Raw genomic sequence first — 13186 nt, forward strand, 5'->3', positions numbered from 1 at the left:
TTAAGCGTTGATTTTATCAATTGTTAATTTAGTGTAAGGTTGACGATGGCCTTTTTTACGTTTTGAGTCTTTACGACGACGGTATGTGAACACAGTGATTTTTTTACCGCGACCTTGTTTGTTAACAGTAGCAGTAACAGTAGCGCCTTCAACTGTTGGGGCACCTACTTTAACTGAATCTCCACCTACAAATAAAACTTTATCAAATGTGAAAGTATCACCTTCGTTAACATTTAACTTTTCAACGAAGATTTCTTGTCCTTCTTCAACTTTGATTTGTTTTCCACCTGTTTCAATAATAGCAAACATACTTTGCACCTCCTATAATTAAGTCACGCCATATATAGGTGACCTGATGTACTTTAAAACCTATATTTGAGCGGTTGTATGTAGCTAAAAACTACTCAACTACTGCATGATACCATTTACACTTATTTCATGTCAATAGGATGGCGCTTATTTTTATATACTTTCATAACCAAGCGTATTAGCAATAATAAAATAGCATTTAAAAATAGCGTCGGTAACATTCTATAAAATAGAAAATGGAATAAATTAAAATCAATTAATCCAAGTATTGCGTATATCATAACGGAAAAGATTTCAAATAACGCAATCAGTATTAAAGTAGATACATAAATCATACTATTATCCCGGTAAAATACTTTTAAAAACTTATCCGCACTTAACGTAAAAATGATATATCCAAATAAGTATACACCATAAATTTGACCGAAATAAACATCATGTAGTAGACCTAAAAATACACTAAGGATTAATGCAATATTAGTGTTTTTTAAAATGGTCAAAAGTAAAATCATCAATAAAGTGAGATGTGGTACAAAAATGAGATTGATATTACCAATGTGAATGGGCGATAAAAAAGTCAAAAGTGAATCAGTGTAAAAACATAGTATTGCCAATAGAAAATAATGAATGATCTTCATGCGCTTTCACCTTTTTGCTCATCATACACAACATTATTTTTAGCGACATATACATGTGATAGTCCATTCATATTAGCACCTGTTTTAATGACAACTTGTTTAGATAAGCCGTATTGATCTTTTTGTACTTTTTCAACTTCACCAACGTATAATCCTTTTGGAAGTTGGTCACCCAACCCACTTGTCAGTACTTGATCCCCTTTTTCGACATCATCATTGTCATCTATATCGCTAATAATCAATCTATTTTTTTCATCATCATAATGGTCAATCAAACCAAATACTTCGTCTGAGTCATGCTGAATGTTTACAGAAAGCCTATTTGTTCGGCCTTTTGTAGATATTAAATTCACTTTTGAAGAAAATTGATTCACTTTGGCTACGCGCCCAATTAAACCATCGCTTGTCATGACAGCCATATTTTCTTTAATTCCTGCTTTTTGACCCTTATCAATAACGATAGTATTAAGCCATTGATCTGGCTGTCGAGCGATAACCGCGGCTGATATAGGATTATATTTCGCAATATCACTCATATCAAGCTCTTTTTTTAATTTTTCATTTTCTGATTTTAAACGATTATTTTCAGCTTCAAGTTGTTTTTCTTTATTTGTTGGCCTTTGATTGTGTTCAAAAAATTGATTGATTGAACCAGAAACAAATTGAATAGGATAGGAGAATATACGCTGTCCAAAACTAACCGTATCCCCTAGATATTGTTCTGGGACTGATTGGGTATTCGATCTTAATGAGAGACCGATTAAAGCAATAAATAGAATGATTGAACAAAACAACACAACTAATTTGTTGTTTCTAAAAAAATTGGACAACCTCAACACCTCATATTTTATGTATTTGTTTATAATGTATTATTTTATATGAATACTTTCCATTTATAAAGAGGTTGAGACATAAAGATTCATTACCGTCTAAAAATATTATTCTATTTTCAACACTCTCTAATGAGTCGTATTCCCCTCCTACACATTTCTTAAAAAAGGTTGAAACTATATCGTTACGAATAGTCCCAACCCTTAAGTAAACACTCGATTAACGGAATGATTGATCAAATCATTTTGATTGTGATGTATGACTACGGCTATCTGGTGTTTCATCGTTTTGATCATCATGATAAAGCGCTTCTTTTTTACGCAATTTTGCAAACAAATTTTGAGCTTTCAACTGTTCACTCTTTTGTTTGTCATCATTTTGATTAGACATTAGACTCACCTTTCTTTAGTCATTTCACTTCAAGGTTAACGCAAATTTTGATATAAAACAAGTGTACTCATTTAGTCATTTTGACCTTGATATGACTCGATTGGAAGCATTTTGATAGCGTGCCCCAGTTGATTAAGGTCGTAATATAAATCATGCTCAGTTGTGTATACCCTCATTTCACTATCTCCAAAATGATAAAGTAAAAATTGAGAATCTTGCTCTGCAATGAGGTAGTCTTGGTCATAACCCATGCGCGTCAATTCATGTACTTGCATAAACTCATATTTATCAATCCAACTAAAAATATTTCTCGCTTGAGCTCTTGGTATATTTCTAAATAAATCGTTATCTTCAAGAACATAACTTCTTCCCGCTACTGGAACTTTATACCCTTCTTCGTCATATGATTCAACTGCTATATCTTCTTTTAAAGGGTTCCATTCTTGTTGCCTTAAAGCTGGAATATATTTTAGAGAAATATAGAAAATACACAAAAGAAGTAATAAAATGATAAAAAAATTAAATAGCCTTTTCAATATAAGCCATCCTTTGGTAACAAATTTACTCCAATAAGTATAACGATAATCATATACTATTTCATCCTACTTGAGAATGAGTCGCCTCTAAAATTTGTCAGATGCATATACCTTTCGTTAATAGTAAAATAATAGTAAGGGAGTGATTATTTTGAGCTTATTGTATTTATTTTTAACTATTTTACTTGTAATTTTAATTTTTAGATTTAGCATTTCCCTAATAGGATTTATAATACGGTTAGCTATGGCATTAGTGATTTTATTTCTAAGCTATAAATTCATAATATGGCTCATAAATTATTTTCATTTATGGCCTTAAATTCGAATTGGCAATCGATTTGCTGATAATAGATAGAAGATGGTTTTACTTCTCATCATCCTCACTCATTATCGAAGTAAAATCGTCTTCTCCAATAATGATATGATCGAGTAGTTCAATACCCATAGCCTCACCACAAGATTTAAGGCGTTGTGTTGTTTGTATATCTGCTTGAGATGGTGTTAGGCTTTATCAAGAGTAAATTATGAAAAAAATGGTTTAAATCAATGTTCTTACTTTAAGTACATGTGTTTAACGTAAATGATAATTAGTTAAATATAAAAAGGTTATCCCAATCAATAGGATAACCTCTTTATACTTTACTTTATGGTTTGGATTCGCCACTTCAAAGAAGAAATGAAATCAGAGCATTGAATGTTCCATTTTCAAACAATATATAAATACCTAGCCCAATGAATACAATTGGTACAATCCAACGTTCATATTTCTCAATTGTTTCCGATATAAAATCGAAGGAAGCTAGACGGTAACTGACATAGCACAAAACTCCAACCATAATTAGAAAGACAATAGTGACAATAAAGATTTCAGACATACTTAAGGTCGTGAAGTACGGTATATAAATGGAAAAGTCATCCGCACTGGAAGCCAATACGATGAAAGTCATCGTCAAAAATAACTGATTAAATTTTCCAGAGGAGAATAAGGATAAAATGCTACTTTCATCTTCATCCTCTTCTCCTTTAATCCATATTTTCACGCCTAGGTAAAGTGGTAAAAGCCCAAGTAGTCCGATAACCCATTGCTGAGGAATTAAATTTACAACCCCCTGTGCAACTAAAAGACTTGCTCCTATCACAATTGCAGTCCCTATATATTGTCCTATCCAAATATGTTTTACCTGACCTTTTTTTACTTGCGAAAACAAAAGAATTAATATGACGAGATAATCAATTCCTGTTGCTACATATACCGCAGTAGCCGTCAGTATCGTCGCGATCATTTTATCATCTCCAATATTTTAGGGATAGGACTTTTCTTCAAAATGAAAAGTCCTTCCGTAAATTGCACACATATAGTACCTATTTATCCTTCACTCTCATCAGTCGCAAACTATTTAATGCTACCAAAATAGTGGCTCCCATATCGGAAAGAATCGCAATCCAAAGGGTTAGCCAGCCTGGAATAACCAATAGTAAGGCAATTATCTTAATTCCGATGGCAAACGTGATGTTCGCTTTGATGATATTTAGCGTTTTCCTGCTAAGTCTTACTGCAAATGGAAGCTTACTTAAATCATCTCCCATTAATGCAATATCAGCTGTCTCGATGGCAGTATCTGTTCCAGCACCGCCCATTGCAATGCCAACAGTGGATGCAGCAAGTGCAGGAGCATCATTGACGCCATCGCCAATCATAGCTACATTACCATGCTCGGCTTTCATTTTTTTAATATAGTCCAACTTATCCTGTGGCATCAATTCGGACTGAATATCAGAAACGCCTACATGAGCACCGATTGCTTCTGCGGTACCTTGATTATCACCTGTCAGCATAATTGTTTGCTTGATTCCTAACTGATGAAGTTTTTGAATCACATTTTTACTTGTTTCGCGGACCTCATCTGCTACAGCAATCACGCCGAGGATTGTTTGGTCCGTTCCAATAATCATGGCCGTTTTCCCTTGGTTTTGTAAAACTTTCACTTTATTTTCAAACTCAAGGCTAAAATCGGAAACATTTAATTCTTTAAAAAGCCTTGGACTGCCAATGTAATAGGTTGTTCCATCTATATTCCCTTGAATGCCCCGACCTGTAATAGAAGTGAAGTCCTCCACTCTAACATCGGAATAAGTAATATTATCTTGCTCTGCTTTCTTCATTATTGCTGAAGCAAGTGGATGTTGTGATCGATATTCTAAAGCTGTAATAATGGAAAACAGCTCTTTTTCTTCTACTTGATCATTTAACACTTTAAAATCTGTTACCACTGGTACACCTTTTGTCAGTGTTCCTGTTTTATCAAATGCGATTGCCTTAATGGCTCCTAATTCCTCTAGATAGACACCGCCTTTAATCAACACACCTTTTTTAGCTGCATTTCCAATTGCCGAGACAATCGAGATTGGAGTAGAAATAACTAATGCACACGGACATCCAACTACAAGTACCGCTAATCCTTGATAAACCCAAGTATCCCAACTTCCACCAAAGAATAAAGGTGGAACGACTGCAACGAGCGCCGCAATAACCATAATGATCGGCGTATAATATTTCGCAAATTTATCTACGAATGCTTGCGCTGGAGCGCGCTCCCCTTGTGCTTCCTCAACCAGATGAATAATCTTGGAGATGGTTGTATCCTCTACGTATTTGGTGATTTTTACTTCAAGTAGTCCCTCTTCGTTAAGCGTACCTGCAAATACTTCATCATCTACCGTTTTGGCAACAGGGACAGATTCTCCTGTTATAGCAGCCTGGTTGACAGCCGACACCCCATTTATAATGATCCCATCCATGGCAATTTTCTCCCCTGGTTTGACGATCATAATATCACCCACGGCGATATCGTCCACATGGATCATTATTTCCTGACCATTCCGCCTAACAAGTGCTTCTTTTGGGGCAATATCCATCAATGAACGAATGGACTGTCTTGCTCTATCCATAGAAAAACGTTCAAGTGCTTCACTGATTGCAAAGAGAATGACAACAATGGATGCCTCTGCCCATTCACCAATGATGGCAGCTCCAATAACTGCAACGGTCATCAGGGTTTTCATGTCGAAATCAAAGCGTATCAAATTTTGAAAACCAACTTTAAATAGTGAATATCCGCCAATTACAATCGAACTTACAAATAACATGGAAGTTACAAGGTTATCTTCTCCATTTACAAAGTGAGAAAGGTAACCAAAAGCAATCATTAATGTGGCAAACAGCAATGTGCTGTGTTTTTTATAAAACGGTATTTTCTCTTCTTTAGGAGCCTTAGTGTCTTCTTTGACCGCTTGTATCGATGGATTCGCCAGTTTTTCAGGAATTACCTTAAGATTCTCGAAAGCACCTGCTTTTTCAAGCTCTTCAACCGATGCATTTCCATATACATCAATTTTGGAAGCGCCAAAGTTCACTTTTGCATCCTGAACTCCAGCTAGTTGTTTTACATTTTTTTCAAACTTCCCAGCACAGTTTGCGCAAGAAAATCCCTCCACACGGTAAACATTTTTATCTTCTGTTACCACTGGTTCGACCCGTCTTCTAGCCTTCTCTGGTGCCACTTTAAGATTCTCGAAAGCACCAGCCTTTTCCAGATCTTCAACAGTTGCACTGCCAAAGACATCAATTTTGGAAGCTCCGAAATTGACTTTCGCATCATGCACCCCTGGTAGTTCCTTTACATTTTTTTCAAACTTCCCAGCACAATTCGCACACGAGAAACCCTCCACACGGTAAACCTGTTTATCTTCTGTTAATGTTTTTGTTGAACTATCCAATACTAGCAACCTCCCTTTGATGCAAGAAAGCTTTTTCTACAAGCTGTTTAACATGCTCATCATCTAGTGAATAATAGACTAATTTTCCTTCTTTACGGTATGTTGCTATACCTAAATTTTTCAACAATCTTAAATGATAGGATGCCGTAGCCGTTGAAGATTCAATGATATTCGCTACATCACAAACACATAACTCTCCCTCTAAAGATAAAACATAAGCAATTTTAACCCTTGTATCATCTGACAGAGTCTTAAAAACTTTCGCTACATCCATAGGATTCTGTTTAGCAAGGTCTTTTTTAGCCCTGTTTACCTTATCTTCGTGAATACAGGTAACTTCACACATATCTTTTGTCATAATTATCCTCCTTATTCAAATGACTGTTTGTTTGATAATTATAATATATCCCACCATAAACAAATAGTCAAATGATTGTTTGATTATTATATATTAATATTACAATAAAAAAGATTGGTTTCTAATGTTAGAAACCAATCTTTTTAGAGATTTTAACCAGATTTTAAAGCATCTTAAACATAACTGCCCCGTTAGTTTAAGTACATTTCTTCACAATTCATTTATAGATTAACTTTTAACTATTCATTATTGTACAATTCTCCATATAATTTCTGAATTTGGTTTTTTAATTTTTTATTTTCCTCCTCTAATTCCTTAACTCTTGTTTTTAAAGTCTTAACAAGAACCCCTTCAGATCGAGAGCTTTTCTCAGATTTTGATACTATAATTGATGTTATTTGACGTTTACGAAGGGATTCGATTCTTTGCCTAATATCTTGTTCTTTATAAAGCCATGATTTAGAAACTTTGGCTTCCTTTGCTATTGAATTAAAATTAATAGCTTTACCTTCAATCGAAAATTTAGAAATCGCTTTGTCTACTTTTTCCCTTGTCTTTTGTGATTTCTGCTTCGCCAAACGTACAATTTCTGTTGTATTTCTAACTTGTTTATCCATTGATAATTACCCCGTCAAACTTCCAATGATTTGTTCTAAACGCTCTTTAACACGGCTATTAGTCTCTATTTGTCTTTGCCATTGTTTATCCTTTGCTATGGTTAATAACTCTTCTGTACGCTCTAACTGTTCTTCGTGCTGTGGTAAGAATTGCTTACTGGTACAGAAGTGAGTGCAATCTAAGCATGCATTCGCATGTGGACAACCACCTGCTATTACTGGCAATCTACAATAACCATTTGGAAGCACTTGTGCATTTATATTTTTCTTGAACCATTGAAGCTCTACATCATCGACTTCACTATCATCATCTAGATTGAGCACATCTCCATTATTGGTAACCAGTTTTTCTTGAAATTTAGTAAATTCATTTTTTAGAGTTTCATCAAAGATATGAGCGTATCTGCTTGTCATTTCTGGGCTTTCATGTCCCAAAAATTTCTGCACAATATGCTGGGGCACCCCGTTGTTAATCATTCTTGTTCCTACTGTATGGCGAAAGGCATGGGCATGGAATCTATAAATCTCGCCTGATTTATCCACTATATTTTGCTCATAAGCTAATTTATTTAACTCGCCTCTAAATGTTTCTTGTTTTAATGGCGATCCATCTTTTCTTGGAAAGAGGTATTCACTATCTGGAAATTCCTCTGAAACTTTATCTTCCCGAACTTTAATAAGTAAAGCTACCTCTTTAGATATTGGAACTATATGCTCCTTTTTCATTTTCCATTGATAATACTTTAAAAAGTAATCTCCATCTTTGTCCTCTAATAGACAGCCTTTTTTCAAGGTGCACAATTCACTTATCCTCATTCCACATTCTTGAACAATCATAGTCATCGTAGCTATATATTCGGGTAATTTGGTATGTCAACAGATTTCTAGACAGTTTTTATAGAAACTATCTTTGTACGCTTTCGGCGTCAGATAATTTAATGCACTATGAGGTCGAATGTTGTTATACCAATTAACATAATCAAACAATTCGAGTTTTAAGTGATTAATAGATTTAAAATCATACTGTTTAATGAATTCAGTTTTTAACGCTTTAAATGTACTTTCAGCTACTGCGTTGTCATATGGACATCCTTTCATGCTTAAAGATCTTTTGATACCAAAGGTATCTAGTACATCATCAATCATGTGATTATCAAACTCTTTTCCTCTGTCAGTGTGAAACATTTGTACGTCTCTTAAATCGTGTCTAATGCTACTAAGTGCCTTGGATACAAGCGTGCTATCTTTCTTTGAGCCTGCGCTATGCCCAACAATCTCACGGTTAAAAAGATCAATAAATAAACATATGTAATGCCATTTTCCAGCCACTTTTACATATGTCAAATCACTGACAAGAACTTCCAATGGTTCTTTTCTATTGAAACTTTGATTTAATTCATTATTGATTTCGCGTTCACTTGAGCGAGAAGGAAATGATTTATACTTCGATGTCGTATAAGAAGATACTAATTTATTTGCTTTCATAATGCGTCCTATACGTCGTCTTGAGACATTTAAACCATTTTTGATAAGTTCATTTTTAATCCTTCTTGTTCCAAAACATTTGCGATTAGAATTGAAAATCTCGATAATTTTATCGCTAATTTCCTTATCTCGATCATCTTTTTCAACGTTGGGTGATTTGTTAATTTCGTAATAGTAACTACTTCTAGAGATTTGCAGGACTTTGCACATTGCTGATACTGAATATTTATTGGCATTCTTTCGAATGACATCTATTTTCGTCCCATGATCAGCGCTGCTTGCTTTAAAATATCATTTTCCATTTTCAATTGTTGATTTTCTTTACGTAATTTTCTTAGTTCTTTTTCTTCATTAGTTAAGTTATCTTGATGGTTAAATGAACCAGTATTTTGATGTTGCTTAATCCATTTCCCTAACGCCGAAGGTGTTAAATCATATTCACGAGCAATTTCATTTCTAGGCTTACCATTTTCATAAAGCTTTACCATTTGTAATTTAAATTCAGGACTAAAAGTTCTTCTTTCTCTTGTCATAAAAATCGCCTACTTTCTTAATTTAACAATATCTATTCTCATAGAATTTGTCCAACTAAGTGTAGACGATTCAATTTATCAAGATGACTGTTCAATTGCTCTAGAACGAATTCGTCTATAAAGCGAGGTTTTGCTCTTGGTATTTTCGGATAGTCCTCGGGATAAATTAATATTTTGGAAGGAACATCATCCCATTCTAGCCTATGAAGGGTACTAAATAGTCCTTCCAATATAGAGATCCTCCCAGTTATTGTACTAGGTTTTATCCCCATCATGTTTAGTTCACTTAAATATGCTTCAATTTCCACTCTCGTTAATTGGTGTACTCTCTGAACGTGTTTAAACTTTATGTCCAGAAAATTAAAGAACTCTTTAAGTTTTTGGGCAATATCACTTACATAGGAAAAGCTATCCATGTTCAATCTTAACTTACAATATCTTTTTACAAGCTGTTTAAAATATGTATTCCGAAACCCTTTAAAGTTAATTGTATATTCATATTGTGTTGGGTTAACCTTATCATCTGGCAAAGGTAAGTTTCGTCTATCCCAAACGTCTTTATCCCACTCCTCTCCATCAAAATAAAAATCCTCATAAAACTCAATAAATTGTTTTAGATTAGTAACATAGTAAGAATTAGCTTTTACAGGTGTTTTTTCTTGATTAGCAGTAATCTTATAATTAGTGGTGGTAATTCTAACACCCTGTTTTGTCAAATATGTTCTATACTCCGTCATTGCTTTATCAATAGGAACTTCAGTAATTGAAGTAATGCTGGGATACTTTAAATCTAAAAAATCCAACATTTTATTAATTACTGTTCCTTTTCTAATCCAGACAGTTTTTGCATTCCATATTCCATTGTTTAAATGGTAAAAATAAAAATATTTCAATTCTGTTCTTAACCACAGATTTTTAACACGTTCAAAACGAACCCAACGATTTCTTAAAGCAGGATTCTTACTTAATTCTATGGCAGAAGGATGTGGACATTTTCTTATATCCCAACTATTATTAGCCCAAAACCCTTGCATTTCTTCATTCATTACAGCTATTTTTTTGCTGATCTCACTCTGACTGATAATTTTCCTTTTACTAGAAGCATTCATTTCTTATGCTCCTTTCTCTCAAGGTATTTATTAAACTCATTTTTCATATCCTGATCTGAAAGATGAACATAGGTATTTAACGTTGTCTGAACATGTGCGTGACCTAATCTCTTTTGAACGAACGCAACATCCCACCCTTCCCTAATTAGCTGCGTTGCGTGAGTGTGGCGAAGCATATGCGATGTAAATTCTATTCCAGTCCTTTTAACTATTCTTCTAACTAAATCAAGAACACTTTGGTACTTTAGTGGTTTCCCAAAATAGCCTTCTTTTAAGGAAATAAAAACATAGTCATGCTCCAATTCCTCACTATACTCATATACCAAGTAATCTGTATAAAGTGACATCAGTTCTTTACTCACATGTATTGTTCTTTCCTTCCTTAATTTAATATAAGCTTCATTAACATTAACATCTCTAGGTGTTAAATGGATTTGATTGTCCCAAGTGGCAATATCTTCAAGCCTAAGCGATAACACTTCACCGATTCTTAAACCACCCTCATACATAAGCATTAAAATTAACTTATCTCTTTTCGTATGACAAGCGTCAATAATTTGCTTAACTTCCTCTGCTGTCAATGTTCTTATCTGTTTCTTTTTAACCCTTAACTTTAAGACATTCTTTTGGTATCTACCCTTATTAACATGATGTAAAAATCCTTTGAAGTTTCTTCCCTTTGCTTGTTTAAATACATCAATTGATTTAAATTCTCCTAATCTACTTAAATAATCAAGAAAACTCATAACGGCATTTAAAATTGTATTCACTGTCGTTTCTTCTCTTATGGCTTCTTTTGACTGAAGATCAATTACATTATTTGCTGTTGGATATCTCAACCAACCTACGAAATCTGCTAACAACTCAAAGTTAATATCATTAAGAATAACGCCTCTCTGTTCCATGAACTCATACAGCAACTTTAAATGATAGCAGTATGCTTTAATGGTATTTGGAGACTTACCAGTGTTATCTAAGTATTTAATAAATTTCATTACTGGTTCAATTAGCTGGTATTCTTTATCTAGTAATAAATACAATGGATACGGCTTATTCTCCACTTCTATCCTTTGAACCCTCACACGCGCCCCCCTCTTTAAACACTTTAAGTACTACAAATTATAAACCTTGTTAATTTTTATTTAAAGTAAAATCTCCCTTTAACATCTCCTCCTGAACTACTTTAACTACTATTATTTATTATACTATGGTTAATGGGTCTCCCGATGGATGATTGTGAACAACAATAATCGCATGTGCAGACCATTTTAACGCAACTTTAAACACTTCTCGTGGATGAATAATCGCACTATTTAAAGTACCGATAAACAATGTTTCTTTATGAATGATATGATGTTTCGTATTAAGTATGAGTATAACAAAATGTTCTTGCTGTATGCCTTTTAATTCGTGAAACATATAATTTGCAATTTGTTCAGGACTTTTAATAGGCTCTGATAACAATACTTGACGATCAAAATGAATTCTCGAAGCCAATTCAAAAGCTGCCAAGAGGGTAACTGCCTTATTTTGACCAATACCTTTAATTGTTTGTAGTTCTATCATTGATAACGTTTTAAGTTGATTTAGACTTGTATATTGACTTAGCATTTCTGACGCTATGTCTAAGCTCGACCTTCCTCGTCTACCTGTATTAATTAAAATAGCAAGCAGTTCAGTATTGGATAGTACATGTGCCCCCTTTTGTATAAGCCTTTCTTTTGGCTTTTCATCATTTGATAAATCATGAATTCTCGTCATATCACACCTCCAAAATAATATACTAAGTCTTGAAAAAATAGAGAAACTAACAGAAAGCTTACAAAAATTGAAGGAACAAGAGGTATAAATGGGATTTTTATCCATTTCAATGCTAAGAAGAATGGTAGTAGCAATAATGCTATAGGAAAGATTAAAAAAAGAAATAAAATCATAAATTTAAAAGGGAAAATAAGTGAAAAAAGCATCAACAACTTGATATCACCAAACCCGATTAGGTGTGGGGAGATTAAACCTATACATAAAAGGAGTATAAAAAGGAGCCATTGATTAAGTTCTATTTTGGGAATATGATTCATAAAGAAAGCACAAATCACTAGTATCACTAACCATCGATGAGGAACGATTAGAAATCGTAAATCTATAATAGACAAAGTAAGTAGAATTAATGTTACGAGATAAAAAATGGACAAGTGAATATCAACTTCTAAATAAATAGGTATAATAAAAAGGATTCCACCAAATATTTCGCCAATCCATAAATAGATGGGGATAATCGCTTTGCAATATCGACATTTCCCTTTTAATATAGCATAACTGAATATCGGTATTAAAAAAGCAAAGTTCAAACGACGACTACAGCTCGAACAACACGATCGCCTCATCATATGTTGAATAGAGATGCACTTTACTTCTGAAATTTGTAATAAAAAACTCATTAAACTTGCACCGGTAAAAAAGATGATTCCTACCATAACTACCTCCTTTAACATCATGATTTTAGTATATGAGTTTGACGAGAATCGGTCAAATTTTGGATTATTTATTTTGTTCAATTTAAGTATTAAAAAAATGCAAACCCCACTACAAATTAGAGTGAACTT

General features: G+C 33.7%; 13 protein-coding genes, 3 pseudogenes and 1 other annotated feature. All 16 genes and pseudogenes read right to left on the reverse strand.

Going from position 1 to position 13186, the window contains the following annotated elements; genetic code table 11:
- Complete coding sequence (gene rplU, locus C7J90_RS09800; protein WP_103207728.1) at positions 1-309, reverse strand: 50S ribosomal protein L21; 309 nt, start codon at positions 307-309, stop codon at positions 1-3.
- 11 nt (positions 310-320) lie between these two features.
- Positions 321-395: a sequence feature (ribosomal protein L21 leader region), on the reverse strand.
- Positions 396-431: 36 nt separating this feature from the next.
- On the reverse strand, positions 432-923 hold the full coding sequence (gene mreD, locus C7J90_RS09805; RefSeq protein ID WP_244905076.1) for a rod shape-determining protein MreD: 492 nt from the start codon (positions 921-923) through the stop codon (positions 432-434).
- A 20-nt stretch (positions 924-943) separates the two neighbouring features.
- Positions 944-1777 carry a rod shape-determining protein MreC gene (gene mreC / locus C7J90_RS09810; protein WP_103207732.1) on the reverse strand — a complete coding sequence of 278 codons (834 nt, stop codon included), beginning with the start codon at positions 1775-1777 and terminating at the stop codon, positions 944-946.
- Positions 1778-2018: 241 nt separating this feature from the next.
- On the reverse strand, positions 2019-2168 hold the full coding sequence (locus C7J90_RS12000) for a hypothetical protein (RefSeq protein WP_167388998.1): 150 nt from the start codon (positions 2166-2168) through the stop codon (positions 2019-2021).
- Between the two features lie 71 nt (positions 2169-2239).
- On the reverse strand, positions 2240-2704 hold the full coding sequence (locus C7J90_RS09815) for a DUF4930 family protein (protein WP_232332049.1): 465 nt from the start codon (positions 2702-2704) through the stop codon (positions 2240-2242).
- Between the two features lie 364 nt (positions 2705-3068).
- A pseudogene (locus C7J90_RS12260) lies at positions 3069-3197 on the reverse strand (JAB domain-containing protein); the annotation flags it as partial.
- Between the two features lie 172 nt (positions 3198-3369).
- Positions 3370-3987 (reverse strand): CadD family cadmium resistance transporter, encoded by a 618-nt coding sequence (locus tag C7J90_RS09825; RefSeq protein ID WP_103207738.1) that lies wholly within the window; start codon positions 3985-3987, stop codon positions 3370-3372.
- A gap of 79 nt (positions 3988-4066) precedes the next feature.
- Complete coding sequence (locus tag C7J90_RS09830) at positions 4067-6481, reverse strand: cadmium-translocating P-type ATPase CadA (protein WP_103207740.1); 2415 nt, start codon at positions 6479-6481, stop codon at positions 4067-4069.
- Entirely contained in the window at positions 6474-6839 is a 366-nt protein-coding gene (locus tag C7J90_RS09835; protein ID WP_103207742.1) for an ArsR/SmtB family transcription factor, read from the reverse strand. The genes C7J90_RS09830 and C7J90_RS09835 overlap by 8 nt, the downstream gene beginning before the upstream one ends.
- A 239-nt stretch (positions 6840-7078) precedes the next feature.
- A complete protein-coding gene (locus tag C7J90_RS09840; RefSeq protein WP_103210450.1) occupies positions 7079-7456 on the reverse strand; it encodes a DUF6262 family protein in 378 nt (125 codons plus the stop codon).
- A gap of 6 nt (positions 7457-7462) precedes the next feature.
- Positions 7463-8323 (reverse strand): annotated as a pseudogene (locus C7J90_RS09845) (site-specific integrase); the annotation flags it as partial.
- A 6-nt stretch (positions 8324-8329) separates the two neighbouring features.
- Positions 8330-9474, reverse strand: a protein-coding gene (locus C7J90_RS09850; protein ID WP_103209691.1) for an IS3 family transposase whose coding sequence is annotated in 2 segments (ribosomal slippage) — positions 8330-9228 and positions 9228-9474 — 1146 coding nt in all. Because the reading frame shifts where the segments join, the coding sequence is not laid out codon by codon here.
- A gap of 71 nt (positions 9475-9545) precedes the next feature.
- A pseudogene (locus tag C7J90_RS09855) lies at positions 9546-10583 on the reverse strand (transposase); the annotation flags it as partial.
- Positions 10580-11665, reverse strand: coding sequence for a phage lytic cycle repressor MrpR family protein (locus tag C7J90_RS09860; RefSeq protein ID WP_031775850.1), 1086 nt, complete (start codon positions 11663-11665; stop codon positions 10580-10582). The gene C7J90_RS09860 and the pseudogene C7J90_RS09855, both read right to left, overlap by 4 nt.
- 118 nt (positions 11666-11783) lie before the next feature.
- Complete coding sequence (gene radC / locus C7J90_RS09865; RefSeq protein WP_103209281.1) at positions 11784-12344, reverse strand: RadC family protein; 561 nt, start codon at positions 12342-12344, stop codon at positions 11784-11786.
- Positions 12341-13078 (reverse strand): prepilin peptidase, encoded by a 738-nt coding sequence (locus tag C7J90_RS12335; protein WP_142379872.1) that lies wholly within the window; start codon positions 13076-13078, stop codon positions 12341-12343. Before C7J90_RS12335 ends, radC begins: the two co-directional genes overlap by 4 nt.
- Between the last annotated feature and the right edge of the window lie 108 nt (positions 13079-13186).

The organism is Staphylococcus felis, from assembly GCF_003012915.1.
GTDB classification, from domain to species: Bacteria; Bacillota; Bacilli; order Staphylococcales; family Staphylococcaceae; genus Staphylococcus; species Staphylococcus felis.